A 25,444-nucleotide genomic window follows, 5' to 3' on the forward strand; every position below is an offset into this window, starting at 1 on the left:
GGGGGCGGCCTCAACCCCCCACTCCACCGCCTGCGCCACGGCCCCGGCGGGGCCGCCAGCGAGTGACACCCGTCAGCGCGAGCAGTAGCAGGAGATGGGAGGGAGCGGACGCCCCCGGCATCGCACCGCACCCCGCCCTTCCCTCTTCCGGGACGAGGGGCTGACCCTTCCCCGGTTCCTGCTCGCGGAGCAGGAAGCGGAGGGGCGCCGACCATTCCCCCGCGCCCTCCGTGACCGAAACGGCACGTGCCCTCCAGGCCAGGGGCCTGCCCTGGACGAGCTGCTCGCCGGAAAGCGTCACGGAGGTCCTCCCGTCCGGCTGCTCCTGGATGCCCAGGAGCGCGTGCACCACCCTGTCCCCCTCCGTGACATCCAGGAACTCGAAGTCATAGGTGAACGGCTCCTCCGTGGGATGGGGAACGTTCAGCACGGTGAAGGTCAGGGGCGTGGACCCAGCGAGCGCATCCCCCACGGGCTCCACGAGTTGCGGCACCGTGAGGACGGCCCGGGTGCGCGCATTGACCGAGAACTCCTGGGTGTCCACCCCCCCCAGGCCATCCGAGACCTGGACCTTGATGGTGTGGAAGTTGTCCTTCTTCCACCCGCATTGCAGGCCGATGGGAGTCCAACGGATCAGCCCCGTGGAGGCGTTGATCGTCATGCCCAAGGGAGGCTGGAGCAACGAGAAGGACAGCGTGTCCCCGTCGGGGTCCGACGCGACGAGCTGATACGTGTACAGAGCGCCACACCAGGCCGTCTGGTTGGGGGGACTCGAGTCGATCGTGGGCGGCCTGTTGGCCATGGCCCCCACCACCACCTGCACCTCCGCTTCGGTGTGACTGTCCCTGTCGAGGACCCGAACCCTGGCCGTGAAGGTGCCGCTCCCCGGGTACGTGTGCCGGGCCGTGGAAACCGCCGTCTCCTCGAAGGTCCCATCTCCTTCGAAATCCCACGCATAGCCGACCACCGGCTCGGTCGTGCCATCCGCGGCCCCCGTCGTGGCACTCACCGAGAAGTCCACCACCAGGGGCACGTTTCCACTCGACGGAGTGGCCGTGAACGAGAGGACCTTCGGGCTGACATCGGCGACGGTGAAGGCCGTCCACTGCACCGGCGAGGCCTCGCCGGACTGGCCGGTGACCCGGAGGGCCACCCGGTAGTCCCCCTGGCTCAAGGAGTCACACGCGTGGCTGACGCTCCCCTGCACCGAGGCGAAGGACTCCTGCTCGGGCACGAAGGCCACCCCGTCGTAGTGGCAGCTCCACTCGATCTTCCAGGGACCATCCTCCCCGTTGGCCACGCTGAAGGAGGCCTGGACGGAGACGGGACGCCCCTCAGCCGGGGGCCCGTTCGTGACGGCCGGGGCGGTGACCACCGGCACGTTCGGCGACGGAACGGTCCTGAACAGCAGGGACGTTCCATCCGTCAGGACGGGCTCCATGTGGCTGAACTGCTGGACGACCGTCGGCAGGAGCTGAATACCCACCGTGGCGCTCCCCCCGTTGTCGAGCTCCGGGTAGTCCGGGTCGCCGTAGAACACCTGGGCGTAGTTGAACGCGATGTCCGAGCTGTTCTCGAAGAACACCACCTGGAACTTGAGGGGTTGGACCGGGAAGATGGGAGCAATGGCCACGTCACGCCACTCGATGACGAACTTCCGGTTCGGCTCAGTGCCCAGCGTCTCGTAATACAGGCCCGAGGGCTCCACGCCCGGCACCTCCAGGTTCTGCCAGAGGGGAAGGATCGCCGTCTGGAAGAAGGTGGAGGGCAGCGGCGAGTTGGCCGAGGCGGACGGGACCGGAGCGAAGGCGATGTAGCCATTGCTGTTCACGTAGAGCGTGGAGAACCCGGAGGACACATCGGCGAAGCGGATGGGGAACGGCACGGGGATGACGCTGGTCGTCTCGTCGCTGGCGCCGTCGACGCGGATGTTCGCCCCGGTCATCGCCTCGTAGGTGAACGGCCGGGTCTCCGCGGGGACGTAAGGGTTGAGCACATCCACGGTGAGCACCTCGCCTCCCGGGAAGGTGAGCGTATAGGTGCCCGGCCGGGCCGGGGCGAAGTGTCCCGAGTAGACCCCGTCACCGGCCGCCAGATCTCCTCCCTGCCCATCATCGGAGAGGGAGACGAGCGACTCCGCATGGCCCGCGACGCTCACGGAGACCGCCCCCGCGGGCTCGGCGCAGCGGATGTTCAGCACGGAGATGGGGAGCGGAAACCCGACGACGGTGGCCACGCGGCCGGAGGTCGCCAGGGGGCTCAGCCGCTGGGTGACGATCTGGTTCTCGCAATTGAGCGCGCCACTGCCGTCGGGGCCCCAGGCGCGCAGCCGCCGGCCGGTCATGGTGACGCCCGACAGGCCCGGCACCGGCCGCGCCCCGGCCATCAGCAGGTTCTTGATGGCCCTCCAGTCCCGCGTGGGCTCCTGGGCCGCGAGCAGACCGGCGACCCCCACGACGTGCGGGGAGGCCATCGAGGTGCCGTTGAAGCTGCGGTAGGCATTGCCCGGCACCGTGCTGACGATGTCCACGCCCGGAGCCGCCAGGTGCACGGTGTGCGGGCCATAGCTCGACAGGTTCCACCGGGCATCCTTCCGGTCCGTGGCCGCGACCACGAGCATGTTCGGCAGCTGGTACTTGGCGGGCCAGCTCTCGGCGCTGTCGATGTTGGCGTTCACGTTGCCAGCGGCCGCCACGAACAACATGCCCGCCTCCTGGTGCTTCAGGATGGCCGAGCGCATCAGCTCCGAGTTGCAGGTGCGCAACCGGCAGCTCCAGGAGTTGTTGGTCGCGACGATGTTGACCGGGTTCTGCGCGCGCTGCTTCAGGCGCAGCAGGTAGTCCATGCACTTGAGCGCGTTCGCCTCCGTCCCGTTGCCCGACTTGTCGAGGAACTTGCAGGCGACGATCTTCGCCTTCCAGTTGACGCCGGAGATGCCCGCCTCGTTGTTGCCGACCGCGCCGAGGATGCCCGCCACGTGCGTCCCGTGGTTGCCGTCATCCATGGGATCGCCCGTGCCCGTGATGGCGTTGATGCCGTGCACGTCGTCCACGTAGCCGTTGTTGTCATCATCGAGACCGTTGCCCGCGATCTCCCCGGGGTTGACCCACACATTGGCGGCCAGGTCCGGATGGGTGTAGTCCAGGCCGCTGTCGATGACCGCCAGGACGACCTCCTCGCTGCCGGTCGTGAGACTCCAGGCCTGGGTGGCGCCAATGTCCGCCCCCGCCACGCCCCCATCCTGTCCCGTGTTCTTCAGGCCCCACAGGCTCCCGAAGAGCGGATCGTCCGGCACCACCGGCGCCACGTTGTCGCTGGAGTAGACGGCGTTGTACCCGGCCTGCAGCACGCGCGGGTCCTTCCGGTAGGCGGCGAGCGCCTGCTCCAGGTCCGCCCCCTCCGGCAGTCGGATGACCTGCAGGCCCGGTATGGACTCGTAGGAATGAACGACCTCCGCGCCCCAGACGGAATGGAGCGCGGACTGAGCGCTCGTGAGGGCCGGCTCCCGGAAACGCACCAGCAGCTCCCCTTCCACATACCCCTTCTCCCCGGCTGCCTCCGGCCTCTCACACCCCTGCAACACGAGCAACAGTACGGTCAGGCCCACGAGGCCCGCCGCTGGCCCCACCTGCCCCTTGCGAACGCTGTCCAACATGACGGTGTTCCTTCTCCTCGACGACGTTCCGTGGTGAGAGCCCGGCCACCCCTGAAGCGGATGGCCGGGACTGGCACTGCTCCGCGCTAGTGGGCGCCGCTCGGCTTGAAGAGGGGGTTCGGATCGAAGTGCAGCAGCCGCTGCATCTCACACTTGCGGCGCCACAGATCGTTGTACTGACGCACCTCACCGTCCACCGGATCCGTGGGAGAGGCGTAGTAGAGCGGCTTCGACGTCTCACTGGCGTTGGGCAAGAGCGCGTCGGAGCCGGAGGCCGCCAGGAACGGCGAGAGCTGGGTCATCTGGTTGACGCCGCGCGGGGCGACGTGGAAGTTGCTCGTCCCCGTCTCGGCGTAGTGGCAGCCGCCACAGGTCTGCAGGGCGAACGAGTGCCGGGTCGACGTCTTGAAGGTGCCGCCATTCGGCTCGTAGCTGCTCTGGGCCTCGAGGGACAGATCCCACACGAGCTGCTGACCCAGCGCGCCCTTGGACCGCGAGGCTCCGCCGATCATGTGCGCCGGCAGGGTGGCGAGATTCTCCTGGTCGATGAGAGACGCGTTGTTGAGGAGGTAGGCATCCAGGAGGCCCGCATAGGCGGGATCCGCCTGCTCCTCGCCGTTCTTGTTGTACCGGCTGTCGGGCGTCAGCTTGACGGTGTCCGGCCGCAGGATGCACGTCCCCGAGGTGCAATCGCGCACCTGCTCGCGCAGCTCCCACGTCCGGTTCGCGAGCGAGGCCGTGTCGAACTCGAGCTCGTTGGTGCGCACCTGGCTGATGGCGGAGCCGCCGGGGATCACCGACGGGTTGTAGGTGGTCACCCGGTTCGTGAGCCACTCCAGCCTGTTGTTGTAGGCATCGCCGAACGAGTACGAGGCGAGGTCGTGCCAATCATAGGCCCAGCCGAACGAGTCGTTGTGCTGGGTGAGCTTGTACTCGAAGATGACCGTGCCCTTCATGGCGCCGTTGTTCGAGACCGTGTCGCTGAGCTTGTTGAGATCGACGAAGCCGAAGACGAAGCGCATCTCGCCGGGGCTGGAGGAGCCGTAGGCGCCCGCGCTCAGGTCCAGGCGGTTGACGATGGCCAGCAGCCGGAAGGGCGCCTGGTTGAAGTCGAGCGTGCACGGACCGGTCAACGCGCAGCCACTCTTCGTCCGCCAGGTGTTGATGAGCCGGTTGGTGATACCGCCGCGGGCGAGCACCTGATGGCCATTGATGACCTGGTCGGTCTGCCACGTGCTGAGCCAGTTCAGCACGAACTCCGAGGTCCCCACCACGTCCCTGTTGCCGGCGATCTGCGACATCAGATAGCCGAAGGACCACTTGCCCCTGGAGCTGGTCGCACAGTTCGACGCGGTGGTGCCGCTGAACTGGGTGCGACAGGCATCGTTCACCACGGAGAGATCCCGAATCACCAACGACTTGTCCATGTCGATGATGGGAGAGCTGTAGGGACAGGCCGGGAGCACCTTCTGGCCGAGCGTCCCGAGCTCAGACGAGTCATTCCGCGCCCCCGGCTCGCTCGGCCCCCCACAGCCCGCCAGCAACCCCACCCCAGCGGCCGCGCTCAACAACACCTTGCTCCAAGACGGCATCATGTCGGACTCCCTCCCAATGAATGGACATACCCCTGCTCTCACGGACGAGAGCCGCGGGGTCCTGCGACTGCCACTGCCACGGCGACTGACGACGCATTGGCGGGGGGAATCGCTCGGCGCGACCCTCTGGGGGAGGAGGTCACGAGCCGCCAACCCGTACCATCTGCCCCTGCTCCCCCAGAAACCCGGGTGAAGTCAGGCGCAGATCTGAAATAGCTGGACTACCCGTGAGACCTGGACTCCCTCACAGCAAACCAGACAGGAGACCCGACGCCGCCGGAAAGCATTCACAGCGAACACACGAATGGACTGACACACACGAGGGCGCACAAGACACACGACAGGCCGCTCCTCGGGACGAAACGCACAATACGCGAAGTTCCAACGAACCTCCAGTAAAATCTGTTTAACGAGTTTTCCGCCTTCGCGAAAACTTTCCAACCTCCCCACGCATTCTTCCAGTTCTTACCGAAAAGACACTTTTCACCTGCTTTTCCGCGATGCGTCTGGGTGAATGGATAGGTGCCCGGCTCCGGGCAGACACAGACAGCGCCGTACCCGAAAGGCAAACCCATGAAGAAGGCATTGCTGTCCGCGGCAGTGGCTGCGGTCTCCGTCGTTTCCTCCACGCAGGCCGTCGCCGCGCCAATGTCCCCCAGCTCCGGCAACGTGGCGCAGTACTTCTCGCCCATCGTCCAGGACGCCTTCACGCTGCTGGCGGACACGGATGATCCATTGCTCGTCTATTACATCCCGCGCCGCGGTGGCGTGGCCGTCCAGTATCCGCTGAGCACCTCCCCCGTTCCGCGCTTCCAGCTCAACGCCTATACGCCGTTCTCCGGCTTCTTCGCGTACCAGGAGCTGACCAACTTGAACGGCACGCTCTCCACCACCAGCGACCTGGGCATGCTCCAGCAGCTCCAGAGCGAGGCCAGCGCGCAAGGCATGTACATCACCCCCGCTCCGGCCTCCAAGGCGAAGACCCGGTTCCTGGTCGCCGGCTACGAGGTGACCACTGGCCGCATCGACGTGGCGTGCACGCACGAGTTCATCGAGGTCGTCACCCCCAGCGGCGCCATCCGCCAGGTGCCTGTCCCCAAGTGCTTCACCCGCCAGGATCCGACCCAGCCGTATGACCTGGACACCAACGTGATGTACCGCTTCACCAGCACCAACGCGTCCAGTGGCAGCGTCGTGGCCCAGGACATCTCCTTCCAGGCGACCACCCTGCCCGGCTGGGTCAATCATCTCCGGTTCCTCATGGCCACCGGCGGCCAGTGGGACCACATCCTGACGGCGAAGATCGACTGGGAGATCAAGACCCAGGACATCAACCGCCAGGCCCGCTTCTACGTGAACTGGCAGGTGCTCTTCGAGCGGGCGGGCATCTTCGCCGCCTATCACGCCAACTCGTGCGTGGACACCGAGGTGCGGACCTTCTTCGAGCAGCTCGTGACATGTGGCGCGGAGAACACGTGCGGCCTCCGGCTCGAATACCAGCAGACCAACGGCACCTGGGGTCCCCTCGCGCCCTCCGGCAGCAACCCCGCCAACATGGTGACCTCCGTCCAGCGGCGACTCCAGGATGAGCTGTTCAACGAGGTGCGCAAGTACACCACGCCGGTGCCCGGGCAGGTGCTCGACCAGCGCACGGCCGCCTTCACCCTGCGCGCCAACTACGACAAGCTCTCGCTCAACAAGAACGAGCTGATCTACGTCACCTACAACCCGGGCGTGACCAACGTGAGCGCCGCCACCACGCTCAACATCTCCTGCCTCCTCGGTGGTTTCGAGCAGGGCAGCGTGACGTGGAACATGTACGACGCGGGCTGCCGCGCGATGCTGGGCCAACCCTAGGCGCCCTCCCCGCGTGGCGGGCCTTCCCGCTCCCCTCCAGCGGCCGAGGGGGGAGCGGGAGGAACCTCCACTCAGAAGCCGGACACGTGCGCCGGCACGAGCTGCATGGACAGCACGCCATCCCCAATCTGGCCGTAGTTGCCAAAACCCCAGGCCCACACCGTTCCATCCGACCGGAGTGCCAGGGAGTGGTTGGAGCCGGACGAGACGGACTTCATGCTGCTCGGGACGGACGACTGCACGGGACTCCGGCGATCGGCGGTGCTCCCCTCCCCGAGTTGGCTGGTGTTGTTGCTCCCCCACGCGGCCACCGTGCCATCCATGTGCACCGTCAGGGAGCTCCAGTTCGCATCGGCGGCGAGCACCCCGCTCAGGCCGGGCACCGCCACCGGCAGCAGGCGCTCGGTGACCGTGCCATCCCCAAGCTGGCCGTAGAGGTTGTAGCCCCAGGAGGACAGCGTCCCGTCCGCGTGGATCGCCAGGGAGTGGTAGGTGCCCGCCGCGATGGACACCACGCCCCCCAGGCCCGGCACCTGCACCGGCGTCAGGCGCTGCGTCTTCGTCCCATCTCCGAGCTGGCCGTAGAAGTTGTAGCCCCAGGTCCACACCGTGCCGTCCCCGCGCACCGCCAGCGAGTGGTGCAGCCCCGTGGCGATGGCCACCACGCCACTCAGGCCCGACACCTGCACCGGCGTCAGGCGCCGGGTGACCGAGCCATCCCCGAGCTGGCCGTAGGTGTTTCCTCCCCAGGCCCACACCGTACCGTCCGAGCGCAGGCCCAGACTGTGAGCACTACCAGCGGAGACGACCATGAAGCCCGTCGCCCCCAGCACCCGGACGGGCGAGAACCGCGCGCTCGACGTCCCATCCCCGAGCTGGCCCTGGGAGTTGCTGCCCCAGGCCCACACCGTGCCGTCCGACTGCACCGCCAGGCTGTGGTTGACGCCCGCCGCGACGGACGCCACGGAGCCCAGGCCCGACACCTGCACCGGCTGCGTGCGCGGGACTCCCGTCCCATCGCCCAGCTCGCCAGAGCCGTTGTTGCCCCAAGCCCACACCGTGCCGTCCGCGCGCACCGCCAGCGAGTGGAGACCGCCGGCCGCCACGCCCTTCATCCCGCTCAAGCCCGGCACCTGGACGGGCACCGGATGCAGGGTGGCCTTCCCATTGCCGAGCTGGCCGTACTCGTTGCCACCCCACGAGGAGGCGGTGCCATCCGCGTGCAGCACCAGCGAGTGGCCGTCACCGGCCGCCACGGCCACCACGTTGGCCAGGCCCGGCACCTGGAAGGGTGACGCGCGCTCGAGAATGCTTCCATCTCCGAGCTGGCCCTGATCGTTGCTGCCCCAGGACCACAGCGTCCCATCCGAGCGCACCGCCAGCGAGTGGTAGTCGCCCGCGGCGATCGCCACCATCACCCCCACGTTCTGCACCTGCACGGGCGTCAGGCGCTGATCCGCCGTCCCATCCCCGAGCTGGCCGAGCAGGTTGTAGCCCCAGCCCCACACCGTCCCATCCGCGCCCAGCGCCAGCGAGTGGCCGTTGCCGGCCGCCACGGCCATGATGTTGCTCAGCCCCTGGACCTGCACCGGCGTCAGACGCCGGGTGACCGTCCCATCGCCCAGTTCGCCATCGGAGTTGTCACCCCAGGCCCACACCGTGCCGTCCGAGCGCACCGCCAGCGAATGATCGTAACCCGCCGCGACGGCCACGATGGTGTCCAGCCCCTGGACCTGGACAGGCGCCAGACGCTGGAAGGTCGTCCCATCCCCGAGCCGGCCCGCGCCGTTGAAGCCCCAGGACCACACCGTGCCGTCCCTGCGCACCACCAGCGAGTGGTTGTGCCCGGTGGCGACGTCCATCACCTCGCCCACCAGGCGCAGCACCTGGACGGGCTGCCTGCGCTGGGTGGTGGTCCCATCCCCGAGCTGGCCGTTGGTGTTGTCGCCCCAGGACCACACCGTGCCGTCCTCGCGCACCTCCAGCGAGTGGTTCGTGGCAGCGGCCAGGAGCTGCACGCCCGTCTGACCCGGCACCTGGACGGGCACGCTCCTCGGAAGGGCCGTCCCATCCCCGAGCTGGCCCACGGCGTTGGCGCCCCAGGACCACACCGTCCCGTTCGCCCGCAGCACCTGGGAGTGACGGCCTCCACCGGCGATGGGCAGCCGGACGCGCTGACCGAGGATCCGCGCTGGCCTCAACTGCTGGCTGAACTGGCCATCCCCGAGCTGGTTGCGGGAGTTGTCGCCCCAGGTCCACACGAGGCGGTCCGAGCGCAGGGCCATGGAGTGGGAAGCGCCCGCCGCGATGCTCTTCACGTAGCCCAGGCCCGCCACCGCCACCGGGGAGAGCTGATGGTTGATGGTGCCATTTCCCACCTGGCCGAAGTCGTTGTGGCCCCAGGCGCGCATCGTGCCGTCGTTGAGCAGCGCCAGCGAGTGCTGGTAACCGGCCGCGATGGCCTTCACCCCGGAGAGCGCGGTGATGAGCGTCGGCACCGGGCGCCGGATGGTGGAGCCGACGCCGAGCTGTCCGGCGCCGTTCTCGCCCCAGGAGCGCACCGAGCCATCGGAGATCAGAGCCAGGCAGTGGTAGGTGCCGGAGGAGATGGCCTTCACCCCGGAGAGGCTGGCCACCGCCCCTGGCGTCGGGCGCCCGTTGACGGAGCCGTCGCCGAGCTGGCCGTAGTAGTTGTCGCCCCAGGCCTGGACCTTGCCGTCGGTGAGCAGGGCCAGCGAATGGGCGTTGCCGGCCGCGACGGCCACCGCGGCGCTATTGAGGCCCACCTGCACGGGGAACGGGCTGATGTTGGTGGTGCCGTCGCCAAGCTGGCCATAGTTGTTGTACCCCCACGTCCACACGCTGCCATCGGCACGCAGGGCCATGGAGTGGAATTCCCCCGCCGCGATGGCCACCACGCTGTCGAGCCAGGCGACCTGCACGGGCGTCATGCGCTGCATGTCCGTACCGTCGCCGAGCTGGCCGAAGCTGTTGTCACCCCAGGCCCACACGGTGCCGTCGGCGCGCAGCGCCAGCGAGTGCTGGGCACCGGCCGCGAGGCTCACCACGCTGTCGAGGCCCTGCACCGCCACCCAGAGAGACTGCTGCATGTCCGTGCCGTCGCCGAGCTGACCGAAGGCGTTGTCACCCCAGGCCCAGACGGAGCCATCGGCGCGCAACAGCAGCGAATGAGAGCTCCCCGCCGCGACCTGCTCCTGCCCCAGCGGCGGCGTGGAGGGCGTGGTCAGGGAGAGCTCCAACTCCACGGGCTCGGTGGCCTGCGCACCGCCCTCCTCGGAGGGCGCGCCGCACCCAACCACCAGACACAGCCCGAGCAACACACCCATCCATGCGCCCGGACCACTCCCGGGTATCCGATTGCCTCTCATCTGGCTTCTCCCCTGTCGTTCAACGTCGTGAAGGCGTGCACTTCTTCGCGCGGCTCTCTCAGAGTCCGGACACGCGCACCGGCACCTGGCGCATGGACGGCACGCCATCCCCGACCTGGCCGTAGGCGCTGAGGCCCCAGGCCCAAAGCGTTCCATCCGGCCGGAGCGCCAACCCGTGGGTGGTTCCAACGACGATGGACGTCATGCCGCTCAGGGGGCTCGTCTGGATGGGAGTTGCGCGGGAGGTGGTGGTGCCATCTCCGAGCTCGCCATAGGAATTATTGCCCCAGGCCCACACGGTGCCGTCGGAGCGCCCCGCCAGCGAGCGATAGATGCCCGCCGAGATGGACACCACGCCACTCAGGCCCGGCACCTGGACGGGCATCAGCCGCTGGGTGGTCGTGCCATCTCCCAACTGGCTGAAGGCGTTGTAACCCCAGGCCCACACCCTTCCGTCCGCACGCAGCGCCAGGGAGTGAGCCTGGCCCGCCGCGATGGCGACCACGCCACTCAGGCCCGGCACCTGGACGGGCGTCTGGCGCGTCAGGCTCGTGCCATCCCCGAGCTGGCCGTAGTAGTTGTAACCCCAGGCCCACACCGTTCCGTCCGAGCGCACCGCTAGCGAGTGAGATTGGCCCGCCACGATGGCGACCACGCCACTCAGACCCTGCACCTGGACCGGTGCAAAGCGCTGGGTGAGGGTCCCATCCCCGAGCTGGCCGGAGGAGTTGGAACCCCAGGCCCAGACCGTCCCGTCCGAGCGCACCGCCAGCGAGTGCATGCTCCCGGCCGCGATGGACACCACGCCACTCAGGAGCACCCGGGTTGGCACGTAACGCGTAAAGGAAGTCCCATCCCCAACCTGGCCGTTGTAGTTGTAACCCCAGGCCCACAACGTCCCATCCGATTGCAATGCCAGGCTGTGGTTGGTTCCCGCTGCGACAGCCGACACCTGGCTCGGACCCGGAACCTGGAAGGGCGTCAGCCGCTGGGTGGTCGTCCCATCCCCGAGCTGGCCCAAGTGGTTGAGGCCCCAGGCCCACACCGTCCCGTCCGAGCGCACCGCCAGCGAGTGAAAGCCCGCGGCCACTGCGCTCTTCAGCCCGCTCAGGCCCGGCACCTGGAGGGGCACCAGATACAGAGCGGCCGTCCCATCTCCGAGCTGGCCGTACTCGTTGTCGCCCCAGGACGAACAGGACCCGTCCGAGTACGACACCAGGGAGTGGGTGTATCCGGCCGCAACGGACACCGCATTGGCCAGACCCGGCACCTGGACGGGCGACTTGCGAGAGGAGAGGGTCCCATCGCCGAGCTGGCCTCGAATGTTGTAGCCCCAGGCCCACACCGTCCCGTCCGCGCGCACGGCCAGCGAGTGCTCGTTGCCGGCTGCGACGGCCACGAGGGAGCCCAGACCCGGCACCTGGACGGGCGTCAGCCGCTGGGTGGTCGTCCCATCCCCGAGCTGGCCGGAGGCGTTGAGACCCCAAGCCCATACCGTCCCATCCGCGCCCAGGGCCAGGGAGTGGCTGTCTCCAGCCGCGACGGCCACGATGTTGCTCAGCCCCACGACCTGGACCGGCGTCAGACGCCGGAGAGTCGTCCCATCGCCTAGCTGACCCTTGGCGTTGTAGCCCCAGGCCCAGACCGTCCCGTCCGCGCGCACCGCCAGCGAGTGCGAGCCGCCGGCCGCGACGGCCACGATGGAGCCCAGGCTCGGCACCTGGGTGGGCGCCAGCCGCTGGGTGGTCGTCCCATCCCCGAGCTGGCCCTCGATGTTGTTGCCCCAGGCCCACAGCGTCCCATCCATGCGCACGGCCAGCGTGTGATTGCCCCCAGCGGCGACGGCCACCACCTCGCTCAGGGCTGTCACCTGGACGGGCGTCAGCCGCTGGGTGGTCGTCCCATCCCCGAGCTGACCATTGGCGTTGTTGCCCCAGGCCCACAGCGTCCCGTCCATGCGCACCACGAGCGATTGGTCCAAGGCCGCGGCCAGCACCTCCACTCCCGTCAGGCCCGGCACCTGACCGGGCAGGCTCCTCTGCGGAATCGTCCCCGCCCCGAGCTGACCATTGCGGTTGTCACCCCAGGCCCACACCGTGCTGTCCGCGCGCACCGCCAGCGAGTGCTCGCCGCCACCCGCCATGAGCGTCCTGACCCGCTGACCCAGCACCCGCACCGGCTTCAGTTGCTGGCTGACCTGTCCATCACCGAGCTGGCCCTGGGAGTTGTCGCCCCAGGCCCATGCGAGTCCACCCACGCGCACGGCGAGCGAGTGGGCACCTCCCGCCGCGAGGCCCTTCACCAGGCCCAGGCCCGACACCTTCACCGGTGTGAGCTGCGAGCCGAGCACGCCGATTCCCACCTGGCCGAAGTCGTTGTAGCCCCAGGCGCGCGCCGTGCCATCCGCGAGCAGCGCCAGCGAGTGCTGGGAACCCGCCGCGAGGGCCTTCACCCCAGTCAGGCCTGGAATCAGCACCGGTACCGGACGCCGCGTGGTGGAGCCAATTCCAAGCTGGCCCGAGCCGTTTTCCCCCCAGGAGCGCACCGAGCCATCGGCGAGCAGCGCCAGCGAGTGGAAGGTGCCCGCGGCGATTCCCTTCACCCCGGTAAGGCCCGACACCAGCACGGGCGTCAGTTGCCCGAAGCCGGAGCCATCACCGAGCTGGCCATAGTAGTTGTCGCCCCAGGCCTTGGCCTTGCCGTCGGAGAGCACGGCCAGCGAGTGCCCGCTGCCAGCGGCAATGGCCACTGCACCGCTCAAGCCCTGCACCTGTAGGGGAAAGGGGCTCGAATAGGTGGTTCCATCTCCGAGCTGCCCATAGTTGTTGAAGCCCCAGGCGTACACGGAGCCGTCGGACAGCAGGGCCAGCGAGTGATTGTCTCCCGCGGCAATGGCCACCACGCCACTCAGGCCCAGCACCTGCACGGGCACCGGGCTCTGGAAGTCCGAGCCGTCGCCCAACTGGCCGAAGAAGTTGTCGCCCCAGGCCCACACCGTGCCGTCGGAGCGCAGGGCCAGTGAGTGCTGGTAGCCCGCCGCGAGAGCCACCACGCTGTCGAGTCCCTGTACCGGCACCAAGAGGCGCTGCGTCACGTCCGTGCCATCCCCCAGCTGGCCAAACGTGTTGTCACCCCAGGCCCTCACCGTGCCGTCGCGGCGCAACAGCAGCGAATGGGCAGCGCCCGCCGCGACCTGCTCCTGCCCGAGCGCCGGCGTGGTCAACGCGACTTCAATCGTCGACACCTCGGAGAGCTCCGCTCCGCCCTCCTCCGGGGGGACGCACCCCACCGCCAGGCACAGCCCCAACAACAGCCCCACCCAGGCTCCCGGGCCACGCCCAGGAATTCGATGGCATCTCATCTGGATACACCCCCTCCCAATCAGCTCAGCACCGGGAAGACACCCGGCACCGAGCCGCTTGGATGTCAGACATCGTCATGCAAGCCCTTCAGCTTCTGGCTTCCCCTCCCGGCCCGAGGGGCATGCAAGATAAAGCATCTCATCCGAGGTTTGTGAGGTTTTCTTGACTTTCCGTGCTAGCGGCCCTGGATAAGGTCTGGAGCAGCTCACTCCGTCGGCCAGCAGGTGTTCGGCCAGGGGTCACACGCAATCCCCGGGCAGAGCCGGCTCTTGGAGCAGCTTCCGTCACAGCAAGGAAACGGAGTCGCCTGGGGGCAGGCATACGTCGGACAGATCCCGCAGTTGACCATCCCCCCGCACCCGTCGGAGACACACCCGCACCGGCCAACACACGAGCTCTCCGGCTCACACGGCCTGGGGACACAGACGTTCAAATCCCAGTCACACTGGGAGCCACTCGGGCAGTTGCCGCAGGAGTCGACCGACCGGGGATTGCCACAGTTGTCCGTGCCCATCCCCACCGGACCACACTGCTTCCCGAGGCGCGCGCAGAACTGAGCATCCGTCTCCGGCATGCAACAGCTCTGATCCCTGACACTCGTCCCCATCGTCACCGGACCGTTGGCGGTGCAGAGGGAGCGGACGCCCGAACCATCCACCACCAGGGGCCAGGCCCGGACCTCGAAAGCCTGCGTGCTACACGTCCAGCCCGTGCTGCTGTGGTACCAGCTCCCCGAGGTCCCCGGGCGATCCTCGGAGCCCACCCTCACGCCATCCACGTAGTACTCGAGATAGATGGCATTGGAGGGCGTCGTCACGGCCCAGGTCCCGCCCGAGGACAGCGTCCCCTGGTAGAAGTTGTAGCCAAGGAGCACCAGGCTGGAGACCTGGGCGCCGGTGCACACCGCAGCTTGGTGCGTACCGAGCCGCTCGTCCGGGGCGAACTCTTCAGGGGTCACACCGCAGGCGGTGAACAACAGCCCGGTGCAGACGGCGCTCATCCAGAGGAAGCAACGACGCAAGGAGTGCATAGGCAATGTTCCAGTTAATTTGACTGTCACTGGAATACCTGTTTTTCAGCTTGATGTCGACCATTGGCCACTGCGCACCTGCTTGGGGGAGCGTCGCCAGGTGTCCAACCCGTGCAATCGGGCGCCCGCCCATGCGTTCTAGCGGCCACACCCTTCACTCCGACTGGAGTCTCTCGTCCATGCGCATTCGCGCACTTCCCCTCCTGCTGCTCACCTCGTGTACCGCGGCCAGCACCACCGTCACTCCGCCGTCCTCCACCCCGGCACCTCAGGCCTCCGCCGCGCGGGCCCGGAAGCTCGAGGCGGCCACGCCCATGCAGACGGCGTCCAGCACTCCCTTCACCGTGTCCGCCGGCTGGTACGTCACCGAGGACCACGGGCGGCTGTTGCTCGAGGACCCCGAACGGGAGCTCCGCATCACGCTGCTCGAGGTGCCCGGCACCTCCGCCGAGCGCGCCATCACCGAGGCCTGGAAGCAGACCCGCCCCGACTTCGCCCTCCCCGTGAAGCTCTCCGCCCACCCTCCCGCGCAGGACGGCTGGGACGAGATCTTCCAGAACACCTACGACACTCCGCCTCGGGAGGCGCGCGTCATCGCGGGCCTCGCACGGCGCAAGGGTGACACCAACTATGTCATCCTCCTGGACGGCTCCGCCGCCTCCATGGATCGCCGGGGCGCTCAGGCCGCGCAGGTGCTGCTTGGCTTCAAGTCGGCCCGGCTCGCCGAGGAGTCCTTCGCCGGAAAGGCTCCGCTCCCGCTCACCGCCGAGCGCCTCAAGTCCCTGGAGTCCTTCGTCGAGCAGACCCGCCAGACGATGAAGATTCCGGGCGTGGCCCTCGCCGTCGTCCAGGGCAACCAGGTGCTCTACGAGAAGGGTTTCGGGGTGCGCGAGCTCGGCAGGTCGGAGCCGGTGACGCCCGAGACGCTCTTCCTCATCGGCTCCACGAGCAAGTCGCTCACCACGCTGATGATGGCGCGGCTGGTGGACGAGGGCCGCTTCGGCTGGGACACCCCCGCAACCCAGCTCCTGCCCGACTTCGCGCTCGGCGACCCCGAGATGACGAAGAAGCTCACCGTGCGGAACACCGTGTGTGCCTGCACCGGCATGCCCCGCCAGGACATGGAGATGATCTTCGAGTCCGCGGGCTTCACCGGCGAGCAGCGCATCGCCGAGATGCGCCAGATGAAGCCCACCACGGGCATCGGCGAGACCTACCAGTACAGCAACCCCATGGTGACGGCGGGAGGCTACATGGCCGCGCACGCCGCCGAGCCGAAGCTCCCGCTGGGTCAGGCGTATGACCGCGTGATGCAGACGCGCGTCTTCGATGCCCTGGGCATGAAGTCCACCACCTTCGACTTCGCCCGCGCCAGGAAGCAGGAGCACGCCTCGCCGCACGGGATGACCCTGAAGCTCGACTACGTCACCCTGCCCGTGTCCACGGAAGAGGCGCTCATCCCCGTCCGCCCCGCGGGTGGTGCATGGTCCAACGCGCGCGACATGGCGCGCTACGTGATGCTCGAGCTGACCAAGGGCCGTACGCCCGAGGGCAAGCCGTTCGTCTCCGAGGCCAACCTGCTCGCGCGCCGTGAGGCGCAGGTGAAGATCAACGACACGATGAGCTACGGGTTGGGGCTCATGGTGGGCGAGGACCACGGCGCCCGCCTCATCCACCATGGCGGCAATACGCTGGGCTTCAGCTCGGACATGTTCTTCCTGCCCGAGGCCAACGTGGGCGTCGTCCTGCTCACGAACGTCCAGGGCGATGGCCCCTTCCGCAACGCCGTGCGCCGCAAGTTCCTCGAGGTGCTCTTCGATGGCGAGGACCAGGCCCAGGCGAAGCTCGACTTCGCCCTGAAGAGCCGCAAGGAGGCGTTCGCGAAGGAGATGACGGGACTGCGCGAGCAGCCGGAGCTGGAGTGGCTCAAGCCCCTGACCGGCTCTTGGTACAACAAGGGGCTCGGGCGCGTCACCCTGCAGCTCGAGGGCTCCCGCGCCATGTTCGACGCGGGCGAGTGGCGCAGTTCCGTGGGCGAGAAGCGGGAAGCGGACGGCTCGAGCAGGCTCATTCTGCTCGACCCGCCGCTGGCCGGGTTCGACTTCCAGGTCCAGCGGGAGGCGGGCCGCACCACGCTCGTGCTCGAGATGCCGCAGCAGCGCTACGTCTTCGAGAAGGGTGATGGCCCGGTGAGCTCCGTCCGCTGAGGGAACCTCCAGGGCACCTGCCCGAGAAGCTCCCGCGCCTCTCGCTCCGGCTCGCTCCTCGCCATTCAACCGACGGAGCGAGGGCCTCTACCCCGGTGTGCTCACCTGGGAGGCGACACGGCAGCGGTCACAAGCGGGATGTGGTCCTTCCACAAAGACAGTCGCCCTTTGTGAGGAGGACCCATGCCCTCGCCCGCAGCACCCGCGCTCCTAACTCCCGAAACCCTGAGCAATCCCTGGCCCGTGTACCGGCAACTGCAGGAGGAGGACCCGGTCCACTGGTCGGAGGAGCTCCAGGCCTGGTTCGTCACCCGCCACGAGGATGTCACCGGGTGTTTCCGCGACCCACGCCTGAGCGCCAACCGCACCCAGCTCTTCGCCGAGCACCAGCTCGGGGGACTCGGACCGGAGCTGGTGAAGGACTACCTGCGCGTGTCAGAGGGAATGATGCTCATGAAGGACGGCCCCGAGCACACCCGCCTCCGCCGACAGGCCAACACGGGCTTCACCGCGCAGGTGCTCGAGGGGTGGCGTCCCGCCATCCAGCGCATCATCGATTCGCTGCTCGACCGCGTCCAGGAGCGGCGGCGGATGGACGTAGCCGTGGACCTCTCCGAGCCCCTGCCCGCGCTCGTGATGACCGAGCTGTTCGACATTCCCGCCGAAGACCACGATCGCTTCCAGCGGTGGTCCAACGACACAGCCACCTTCTTTGGCGCCGCGGTGGGGGACGTGAGGAGCGCCGCGATCCGAGCCAACGAGGGCGCGGCCCAGCTCTCGCGCTACCTGACGGCGGCCATCGAGGCGCGCCGCGAGCGCCCTGGCAATGACCTGCTCAGCCTGCTGCTGCGCTACGAGGAGCAGGGCCGGATGAGCACCGAGGAGCTGGTGTCCAACGCCGTCCTCATCCTCACCGCCGGGCACGTCACCACCATCGACCAGCTCAGCAACGGCGTGTACGAACTGCTGACGCACCCCGAGCAATTCGAGCAGCTGAAGCAGCAGCCGGAGCTGTGCAAGTCGGCCGTCGAGGAGTTGCTGCGCTACACCCCCGCCGTGCCCTTCATGCACCGCGTGGTGGCGGAGGACCTCGAGCTGCGCGGGCGCCCCCTCCGCAAGGGCCAACTGGTGTTCCTCGGCATCGCCGCCGCCAACCGGGACCCGGATGTGTTCGCCAACCCCGACCGCTTCGACATCACCCGCCAGAACAACAAGTACCTGGCCTTCGCCTTCGGGCCCCACCTGTGCCTCGGAGCCGGGCTCGCCCGCCGCGAGCTGGAGCAGGCCCTGCGGACCCTGTTGCGCCGCATGCCGGACCTCCGGCTCGACGAGCAGCAGCCGCCGCGCCTCAAGTGCAACAGCCTGCTGTTCCGTGGGTTCGACTCGCTGCCCGTCCGCTGGTGAGCCCGAAGCCCAGGCGCACCAGGGGACGCACGCATCACTCCGAGGTCAGGAGCGTCAGCAGCTCCTGCCAGACCCCTGGGGAGGTCGGCTCGGCGCCGCTGGCCGTGCGGGCGAACTCTCCAAGCAGCGCGAGGTAGAGCGCGCGCGTGCGGTGCCGCGCGGAGCCCGCGGAGAGTCCCATCTCCCGCAGGAGTCCCTCGACGAAGCCCTCGCGCGTTCGATCGACCCGAGCCACGACCTCTCCAGCCTCGGGGCTGGTGACTCCCCACGCGCGCACCGCTCCTTCGAGGCTTCCATTCCCGTGCTCCTGGCAGATGGCCATGAGCAAGGAGAGCTGCTCGCGCGCCGGCACACCACTGCCTCGCAGCCTCTCGATGATCTGGTGCGTCCCTCCGGCCTCCCAGCGCGCGAGCATCTGCCGAAGCAGGTCCCCACGATCCACGAAGTGCCAGTAGAAGCTCCCCTTGGTGACTCCGAGCTCGACCGCCAGGGGCTCCACCCGCACCGCCTCCGCCCCACCACGGACCAGCGCGTCGAACCCCGCGCGCACCCAGCTCTCCGGCCCCAGCCTGTCCGCCGCCTTCCGCCTGACCCGAGCCTTCTTCACCCTTGGCACCATACGCCACCGTATTGACAGACGCCAGCCCTCCGGTGAATGTTCCATACGCATCCGTATGGAGCCTGGAGGATTCCTGCCATGACGATGGTCCTGGGTGTCGCCGCTGCTGCAGTGCTAGGAGCCCTTGCGGGGCTCCACTTCTTCTGGGCCTCCGGAGGGCGCTGGGGTGCCTCCGTGGCCATCCCCGAGTTCAACGGCAAGGCGGCGTTCACGCCTACGCCGATAGCCACGATAGTGGTCGGCGCCCTTCTGCTCGGCGCAGCCGGGGTGGCGCTGACAGCGGCAGGAGTGCGCGTCCTGCCGCTGCCTCTCGAGGTGGTGCATGTCGGAACGGGGCTGCTCTCCGCCGCGTTCTTCCTGCGCGCCGTGGGAGATTTTCGCTACGTCGGCCTGTTCAAGCGCCAGCGAGGGACGCGGTTCGCCCAGATGGACAATCGGCTCTACATACCGCTGTGCACCGGGCTCGCGGCTGCGCTGGCGGCGGTGATCCTTCTGCCTCGCCCCTGATCCCCGCGACTGAACGAGGCATACACGGCGTCTGAGGGAACCTCCAGGGCAGCTGCCCGAGGAGCTTCCGCGCTACGAGGAGCAGGCGAAGATGAGCCGTGAGGCCTGCTTCACCCAGGCGCGCCGCGTCTCGAGCGTGGCGAAGTCGAGAAGGATGAACGGGTCGAACAGCTTCGGCATCATCGAGAGCAGGAGCAGGGAGGACCAGAGCTGCGCCAGCGCCATCCGAAGCATGTCCGGGGTGAGGTGCGGTGCCGCCGGAGCGAGCTTCGCGGCGAGCTCGCCAAGAAAGGCGTTGAGGCGCTGGATGGCCATGCCCTCATAGCGCTGGTGGACGAGCACCTCGCGAAAGTGCGCATGCGCGATGCGCGGCCAGCGCGTGGTGTTGCCCACGATGTCCTCGAGCACGGCTTCGAAGGCCTCGCGCACACCGGCACCACCGGCGCGCAGCTTGTCGAAGTCCGTGAGGACGTTGCCGAAGGCCTGGTCCAGCGTCTGCTCGATGGCCAGGGAGATCAGCTTCTCCTTGCTGCGGAAGTAGTAGCTGATCGCCGCGCTGTTCACCTGCGCCTCGCGGGCGATCTCCCGGATGCCCGTCGCGTCCAGCCCGTCGCGCTCGATGCAGGTGATGGTCGCCCGGATGATGCGGTCCCGTGCGTTCTGCTCCTCGTTCCCCATCCAGATAAACCCCTGAAATGACGTGAGAATCCGTGGCGCCCTTGACGCCGCCACCGATTCAACCAAATGATTGAATCAATTGATTAAACCAGGAGGTTCAATCCAATGAGTCATTCCGGTGGGGACAGTAGCGCAGGACGGTTTTCGCGGCGAGGCGCGCTGGCGGGCGCGGGGCTCTTCCTGGGGGGCGCGGCGGTGGCGGAGGGAGCGCGCCGGTTGCTGGCTCCGGCCCCGGTCGACGTTCCTGGCATCAACCCCCGGAGCGACGCCTGGTACGACCTGCGCCTCACCGGCGACGGGTTGATGGACAACCAGCTCCTATGGTTCCTGGGCCACACGGCCCATGGCCAGAGCGACGTGGGCGAATGTCTGGAGACGGCGAAGCGCATCCAGGCGGGCGACGAGAAGAGCTGGTTCGACGAGTGGCTGAGGACGGCCCAGCGGGTCCACGGCCTCGCCAGCGCCGCCGAGAAGAAGGGCCACCGGCTGAGCGCGGGCTCGGCCTATGCGCGAGCCGCGAACTACTACCGCGCGGCGACGATGCACTACACCGATACCGCCGATCCGCGCCTGCTGGAGGTGACCCGGAGCGCGGCCACCACCTTCGAGAAGTCGAACGGGCTGCTCGGCTATGCGGTGGAGCCGCTCGACATCCCGTACGAGAACACCACGCTCCCCGCCTACTTCATCCGCTCGCCCCACGCGGAGCCGAGCGCGCCCATCCTCCTGCTCCATCAGGGCCTGCACGCCTGGCCCGAAGAGACGAAGTGGGTCTGGGACGGCGCGTACAAGCGGGGCTATCACGTGCTCCTCTTCCACGGCCCCGGCCAGGGGCGGGCCCTGCGCGAGCGGGGACTCTCCTTCCGGCCGGATTGGGAGAAGGCCGTCACTCCGGTGATCGACGCGGCCGAGCGGATCAGCGGGGTGGATCCGAAGCGCATCCTGCTGATGGGATTGTCGTTTGGCGGCGCGCTGGCGCCCCGAGCCACGGCCTTCGAGAAGCGCATCGCGCTGTGCATCGCCAACCCCGGCGTCCTCAGTTGGTGGGAGGCGACGTCCCGGCACTTCGACCGGTTCATCCCCGGAGTGCTCTCGTTCCTGAAATCGAATCCGGAGCGCTTCGACCAGGCGATCTTCCGGCTCGCGGACGGCTGGCCCACCGCGAAGTACTGGCTGCGGGACGTGTTCTGGAAGCATGGCGCCCGCACGCCCTCCGAGCTCTTCCGGAAGCTGGAGGAGTTCGACAACACGTCCATCGTGGAGCGCATCCAGTGCCCCATGCTCATCATGGAGGGGGTGGCGGAGGACGCCTCACCGGGCCAGTCCCAGAAGCTCTACGACGCGCTCCGCAGCCCCAAGCACCTGATGCTCTTCACCCAGGAGGACGCTGGGCCACTCCACTGTCAGGCGGCTTCCGCGGCACTGGCGGAGCAGCGGCTGTTCGACTGGCTCGACGAGAACGTGTGAGGCACGTGATGACTTCCCTCCGTTCCCTCGCCGTCGTCCTCGCGCTCCTCAGCGTCACGTCGGCCCACGCCGAGGAGGCCGGGCGGTTCCGCCTGGTCCCCTTCGTGCTGCCCGCGTACCAGCCCGAGACGAGCTTCCTCCTCGGAGGCGCGGCGTCCCTGGTGTACCAGCCGCCCGGCGAGAGTGGCCTCCGAGAGTCCCAGGTCATGCTGGCGGGCGCCGCGAGCGTCCGGGGACAATTCTCCCTGCTGCTCCAGCCGGACGTGTACTTCCTCGACGACCGGCTGAACCTGACCGCGACGGCCAGCGCGGCGAGGTTCCCGGATCGGTTCTTCGGAATGGGAGCGTACACCCGGGCCGAGGACGCGGAGCCCTACACGCCCATCTACTTCGAGGTGGAGCTGAGCCCGAAGTGGCGGGTGGCGCCCGGGCTGTATGTCGGCCCCACCCTGCGCTACCAGCACGCGCGAATCTCGGACGTGGCGGAGCCGAGCGCCCTCCGAGCCGTAACGGGCTCCTCCGGGGGAACGACGCTCCAGCTCGGGCTCACCGCCCAGTATGACTCGCGGGACAACACCCTGAATCCCATGACGGGGTTGCTGGTCCGGATGAACCTGCGCAGCGCGAGCGCGGCTTGGGGCTCCGACTACACGTTCGACGTGCTGAGGCTCGACGCCCGGCGGTACCTCACGCTCCCGTGGGCGGAGCGGCACGTGCTCGCGATGCAGGCACTGGTCGAGCTCCGCCGGGGCGAGCCGCCCTTCTATGACACCAGCCGGCTCGGGGGCATGGAGATGAGCCGGGGCCACCTGGAGGGGCGCTTTCGCGAGCGACAGCACCTGGCCGCACAGGTGGAGTACCGCGCGCCCCTCTTCTGGCGCCTGGGCGGCGTGGCCTTCGCCTCGGCGGCGATGGTGGCCCGGAACCTGGAGGACCTCGAAGCGGAGGCCCTCAAGCCCGCCGGGGGCGTGGGCCTGCGGTTCGCTCCGCTCGAGGACGTTCCCGTGAACATCCGGCTCGATGTGGCCTACGGCTCGGAGCTGAGCTTCTACCTGAACGTGGGCGAGGCGTTCTGAAAGGACGCTGGCGCACGCACGACCCCCCCGTGATGGCGGGCTCGAAGGCGCTCGCGGAGGTCCGGGGCATGGTGGAAGCACGCGGCGTAGAGCGTGCGTGGTAGAGGCGGTGGAATGCTCCTGGCTCCTCGCACCTGGCTCCTGCTCGCCCCCCTCCCGGCGATCGCCCTGGGGGCGGCCGTGGCGAATACCCTGTCGGTGCCCGCCCGGGTGTTCGCCCCCAACCTGCTCGCCGTGCTCGTGGGTGGCGCCATCGCGCTGACGCTCCCGCGTGCCGGAGCGGGGCCGCGAGCGCGGGTGCTCCAATGGCTGCCCGGGCTGGCCTTCCTGGCGCTCCTGGCGACGCTGCTGTCACCCGGGAGCGAACATGTTCACCGCTGGATTTCCTTCGGTCCCGTGCGCCTTCACGCCTCGGCGGCGTTCCTGCCGTGGATCCTGGGCGGACTGATGTCGTCGAGCGCACGGGCCCGGGCGTTCGGCCTCGCGCTCGCTCTGGGCGCCCAGCTCATCCACCTCGCGCAGCCCGATGCCGCCCAGGCCACCGCGCTCGCCCTTGGCCTGCTTCCCCTGCTCGCGAACGGAACGCTCGTGCGGCGCGGCACGGGGCTCGCCCTGGCGGGGGTATTCCTCCTGCTCGCCGCGGCCAGCTGGACACGCGCGGATCCATTGCTCGCGGTCGACCACGTCGAGCGCGTGCTGGTGCTCGCGTCCTCCCGGGGAGCGCTCTGGATACTGGCGGCCGGAGTCGCGGGAGGCCTCCTGTTCCTCCCGCTGCTCCTCGCGCTCGGACGGCCGAGCACCGCTCCCGCGGGATGGGGCCTGGGCTTCACGCTCTACTTCGCCACCACCCTGGGCGTGACCTTCCTGGGCAACTTCCCGGTGCCCGTGATGGGCGCCGGGGCGGGCCCTGTCCTGGGCTGGTACGCAATGGTGGCCATGCTCTTCGCGGGTCTTCCAACCCCAGACAGCCTCAAGACATCCGGTGACCCCGCACCTCGGCGCCAGTCATTGCCAACCTGAAGATGGAGCCGTTGCAATTGACATCTTTGCGTTGAAATCGTTGCAACCCCAACGGCGGCGCGCCGTCGCCGACCCACGTGGAGGCTGAAGCGCGGACGTCAGAAACTTCAAAGTAAGCGGGACTCCGTTAGAGTTTGGGGCGCAACCCCAACGGAGGACACATGCGAGCAAGCATTTTCGGTGGTCTGTTGTCGATGGCGCTGATGGCGGTGGGCTGTGGCGGCACGCCCATCGAGCAGGAGGGACCCGATCTGGCCACGCAGGAGGCCCCGATTCCCGACTGCAGCGGCATGTCGGATTCCCTGGTCACCTACTGGAGTGACGCGACCTATACGGTGCAGATCGGAGGCCGGGGTTGCCACTGCGGTTGGTGGGAGAGCTGGGGCCGGACGTCGGCCTACACGCAGTACGTCTCTGATTGCTAGAGCACCTGGACGTCCCACGCGACCTGGAGGCTCTCGTGCCTCCGGACGGTGACGCTCTTCAGGAAGCCCGGCTTCTGCCCCGGCACGAGCCGTAGCCCCGGGAGACTCCGGAGCAGGGCTTCCAGTGCCAGGCGTGCCTCAAGCCGTGCGAGCGGCGCGCCGATGCAGAAATGGAGGCCCTGGCCAAAGGCCAGGTGCTTCTTGATGTCAGGCCGTCGGATGTCGAAGCGCTCCGGCTCGTGGAACCGGGCCTCGTCGCGGTTGGCTGACGCGTAGACGATCCGGATGTGGGCGCCCTTGGGAATGGAGACTCCCCCGAGCTCCACCGTCTCCAGCGCTGTACGGAACATGGCATGCACGGGGGAGGTCATTCGCAGCGCCTCCTCGACCGCGCCCGCGATGAGCCCCGGGTCGTCCCGAAGTGCCTGCAGCTGCTCCGGATGGTTGAGCAGAAGCTCCACCGCTCCCACGATGAGGCCCGCGGTTGTCTCGTGACCCGCGAAGTGCACCTGCATCAACAGGCTCACGAGCTCCGCCATGCTCATGGGCGGCGTCATCCCCTGCGCCCCGGTGACGATGTCGCTCAGCAGGTCCTCCCGGGGAGACACCTTCCGCTCCTCGAGCGCCGAGGCGAGGTAGCGCTGGAAGTCGACCACGCCTCGCGCGCACGCGACCTGGTGCTCGACGGGGCCATGCGCCGCGAGGACCGTGGACAAGTCGTCGGACCAGCGCCGGAACCTGTGAATGTCCGAGCGGGGGATTCCGAGAATCTCCGCGATGATGCTGCACGACAGCGGATGGGCGAACCGGAGGAACAGGTCCGCCTGCCCCTCCTGCCTGAAGGAGTGGATGAGCTCGTCCACGAGGGTGCGGATGAAGGGCTCCTTCTCCGCGAGCCGCCGCCCGGTGAAGGCCTTGCTGACGAGGCTCCGGAAGCGCGTATGCGCTGGCGGATCATTGTCGACGAGGCTGGGCACCAGGGGGTAGCCATCCATCAGCGCGGTGACCACCTCCGGCGGCGTCGTCGCGGCGCCCACGGTGATGGACTCAGCGGACGAGAAACGTGCGGTATCGGCGACCACGGCGCTGATATCCGCATGGCGCGTCACCACCCATGACCCCAGCACTGGGCTGAAGAACACCGGCTCCTCTC

Annotated in this window: 16 protein-coding genes; 8 read left to right on the forward strand and 8 right to left on the reverse strand. The window is 68.4% G+C overall.

What is annotated here, in order from left to right; genetic code table 11:
- Nucleotides 1–10: 10 nt before the first annotated feature.
- Nucleotides 11–3,655, reverse strand: a complete 3,645-nt coding sequence (locus OV287_RS42070; protein ID WP_267539671.1) for a S8 family serine peptidase — start codon at nt 3,653–3,655, stop codon at nt 11–13.
- Between the two features lie 86 nt (nt 3,656–3,741).
- On the reverse strand, nt 3,742–5,250 hold the full coding sequence (locus tag OV287_RS42075) for a hypothetical protein (protein WP_267539672.1): 1,509 nt from the start codon (nt 5,248–5,250) through the stop codon (nt 3,742–3,744).
- A gap of 573 nt (nt 5,251–5,823) precedes the next feature.
- Between OV287_RS42075 and OV287_RS42080 the strand changes: the two genes are divergently transcribed.
- Nucleotides 5,824–7,107 (forward strand): hypothetical protein, encoded by a 1,284-nt coding sequence (locus tag OV287_RS42080; protein WP_267539673.1) that lies wholly within the window; start codon nt 5,824–5,826, stop codon nt 7,105–7,107.
- Nucleotides 7,108–7,178: 71 nt separating this feature from the next.
- On the opposite strand, the gene OV287_RS42085 is transcribed toward OV287_RS42080, so the two are convergent.
- The 3 genes from OV287_RS42085 to OV287_RS42095 all read right to left on the reverse strand — a co-directional run bounded on the left by OV287_RS42085 (nt 7,179) and on the right by OV287_RS42095 (nt 14,888).
- Entirely contained in the window at nt 7,179–10,496 is a 3,318-nt protein-coding gene (locus OV287_RS42085; RefSeq protein WP_267539674.1) for an RCC1 domain-containing protein, read from the reverse strand.
- A 58-nt stretch (nt 10,497–10,554) separates the two neighbouring features.
- A complete protein-coding gene (locus tag OV287_RS42090; protein ID WP_267539675.1) occupies nt 10,555–13,815 on the reverse strand; it encodes an RCC1 domain-containing protein in 3,261 nt (1,086 codons plus the stop codon).
- A 248-nt stretch (nt 13,816–14,063) separates the two neighbouring features.
- Nucleotides 14,064–14,888 carry a hypothetical protein gene (locus tag OV287_RS42095; protein WP_267539676.1) on the reverse strand — a complete coding sequence of 275 codons (825 nt, stop codon included), beginning with the start codon at nt 14,886–14,888 and terminating at the stop codon, nt 14,064–14,066.
- A 179-nt stretch (nt 14,889–15,067) separates the two neighbouring features.
- On the opposite strand from OV287_RS42095, the gene OV287_RS42100 reads away from it, so the two are divergent.
- Complete coding sequence (locus OV287_RS42100) at nt 15,068–17,095, forward strand: serine hydrolase domain-containing protein (RefSeq protein ID WP_267539677.1); 2,028 nt, start codon at nt 15,068–15,070, stop codon at nt 17,093–17,095.
- A 183-nt stretch (nt 17,096–17,278) separates the two neighbouring features.
- Nucleotides 17,279–18,499, forward strand: coding sequence for a cytochrome P450 (locus OV287_RS42105; protein ID WP_267539678.1), 1,221 nt, complete (start codon nt 17,279–17,281; stop codon nt 18,497–18,499).
- A 34-nt stretch (nt 18,500–18,533) separates the two neighbouring features.
- Here the strand turns inward: OV287_RS42105 and OV287_RS42110 are convergent, their stop codons facing one another.
- A complete protein-coding gene (locus OV287_RS42110; protein ID WP_267539679.1) occupies nt 18,534–19,106 on the reverse strand; it encodes a TetR/AcrR family transcriptional regulator in 573 nt (190 codons plus the stop codon).
- A 90-nt stretch (nt 19,107–19,196) separates the two neighbouring features.
- Between OV287_RS42110 and OV287_RS42115 the strand changes: the two genes are divergently transcribed.
- The gene (locus OV287_RS42115) at nt 19,197–19,625 is read left to right on the forward strand and encodes a DUF3995 domain-containing protein (protein WP_267539680.1); all 429 of its coding nucleotides are present in this window, start codon (nt 19,197–19,199) and stop codon (nt 19,623–19,625) included.
- Between the two features lie 72 nt (nt 19,626–19,697).
- Here OV287_RS42115 and OV287_RS42120 read toward each other — a convergent pair whose 3' ends face one another.
- Nucleotides 19,698–20,303: a TetR/AcrR family transcriptional regulator gene (locus OV287_RS42120; protein ID WP_267539681.1), complete on the reverse strand. Its 606-nt coding sequence runs from the start codon at nt 20,301–20,303 to the stop codon at nt 19,698–19,700.
- A gap of 105 nt (nt 20,304–20,408) precedes the next feature.
- Between OV287_RS42120 and OV287_RS42125 the strand changes: the two genes are divergently transcribed.
- The 4 genes from OV287_RS42125 (at nt 20,409) to OV287_RS42140 (ending at nt 24,291) form a co-directional block, all read left to right on the forward strand.
- Nucleotides 20,409–21,770, forward strand: coding sequence for an alpha/beta hydrolase family protein (locus tag OV287_RS42125; RefSeq protein ID WP_267539682.1), 1,362 nt, complete (start codon nt 20,409–20,411; stop codon nt 21,768–21,770).
- A gap of 8 nt (nt 21,771–21,778) precedes the next feature.
- Nucleotides 21,779–22,846, forward strand: a complete 1,068-nt coding sequence (locus OV287_RS42130) for a BamA/TamA family outer membrane protein (RefSeq protein ID WP_267539683.1) — start codon at nt 21,779–21,781, stop codon at nt 22,844–22,846.
- Between the two features lie 114 nt (nt 22,847–22,960).
- Nucleotides 22,961–23,866 carry a hypothetical protein gene (locus tag OV287_RS42135; RefSeq protein WP_267539684.1) on the forward strand — a complete coding sequence of 302 codons (906 nt, stop codon included), beginning with the start codon at nt 22,961–22,963 and terminating at the stop codon, nt 23,864–23,866.
- Nucleotides 23,867–24,027: 161 nt separating this feature from the next.
- The gene (locus OV287_RS42140; protein WP_267539685.1) at nt 24,028–24,291 is read left to right on the forward strand and encodes a hypothetical protein; all 264 of its coding nucleotides are present in this window, start codon (nt 24,028–24,030) and stop codon (nt 24,289–24,291) included.
- Here OV287_RS42140 and OV287_RS42145 read toward each other — a convergent pair.
- Nucleotides 24,288–25,433 carry a cytochrome P450 gene (locus OV287_RS42145; RefSeq protein WP_267539686.1) on the reverse strand — a complete coding sequence of 382 codons (1,146 nt, stop codon included), beginning with the start codon at nt 25,431–25,433 and terminating at the stop codon, nt 24,288–24,290. The genes OV287_RS42140 and OV287_RS42145 overlap by 4 nt on opposite strands.
- Nucleotides 25,434–25,444: the final 11 nt, after the last annotated feature.

It is taken from the genome of Archangium lansingense, from assembly GCF_026626635.1.
In the GTDB taxonomy this organism is placed as follows: Bacteria; Myxococcota; Myxococcia; order Myxococcales; family Myxococcaceae; genus Archangium; species Archangium lansingense.

Excerpts from the sequence above, each read along its gene's own strand:
- OV287_RS42125 (WP_267539682.1), top strand. The coding sequence starts at position 20,409 with ATGAGTCATTCCGGTGGGGACAGTAGCGCAGGACGGTTTTCGCGGCGA.
- OV287_RS42080 (WP_267539673.1), top strand. The coding sequence starts at position 5,824 with ATGAAGAAGGCATTGCTGTCCGCGGCAGTGGCTGCGGTCTCCGTCGTT.
- OV287_RS42075 (WP_267539672.1), bottom strand. The coding sequence starts at position 5,250 with ATGATGCCGTCTTGGAGCAAGGTGTTGTTGAGCGCGGCCGCTGGGGTG.
- OV287_RS42115 (WP_267539680.1), top strand. The coding sequence starts at position 19,197 with ATGACGATGGTCCTGGGTGTCGCCGCTGCTGCAGTGCTAGGAGCCCTT.
- OV287_RS42085 (WP_267539674.1), bottom strand. The coding sequence starts at position 10,496 with ATGAGAGGCAATCGGATACCCGGGAGTGGTCCGGGCGCATGGATGGGT.
- OV287_RS42100 (WP_267539677.1), top strand. The coding sequence starts at position 15,068 with ATGCGCATTCGCGCACTTCCCCTCCTGCTGCTCACCTCGTGTACCGCG.
- OV287_RS42070 (WP_267539671.1), bottom strand. The coding sequence starts at position 3,655 with ATGTTGGACAGCGTTCGCAAGGGGCAGGTGGGGCCAGCGGCGGGCCTC.
- OV287_RS42120 (WP_267539681.1), bottom strand. The coding sequence starts at position 20,303 with ATGGGGAACGAGGAGCAGAACGCACGGGACCGCATCATCCGGGCGACC.
- OV287_RS42130 (WP_267539683.1), top strand. The coding sequence starts at position 21,779 with ATGACTTCCCTCCGTTCCCTCGCCGTCGTCCTCGCGCTCCTCAGCGTC.
- OV287_RS42105 (WP_267539678.1), top strand. The coding sequence starts at position 17,279 with ATGCCCTCGCCCGCAGCACCCGCGCTCCTAACTCCCGAAACCCTGAGC.
- OV287_RS42135 (WP_267539684.1), top strand. The coding sequence starts at position 22,961 with ATGCTCCTGGCTCCTCGCACCTGGCTCCTGCTCGCCCCCCTCCCGGCG.
- OV287_RS42140 (WP_267539685.1), top strand. The coding sequence starts at position 24,028 with ATGCGAGCAAGCATTTTCGGTGGTCTGTTGTCGATGGCGCTGATGGCG.
- OV287_RS42095 (WP_267539676.1), bottom strand. The coding sequence starts at position 14,888 with ATGCACTCCTTGCGTCGTTGCTTCCTCTGGATGAGCGCCGTCTGCACC.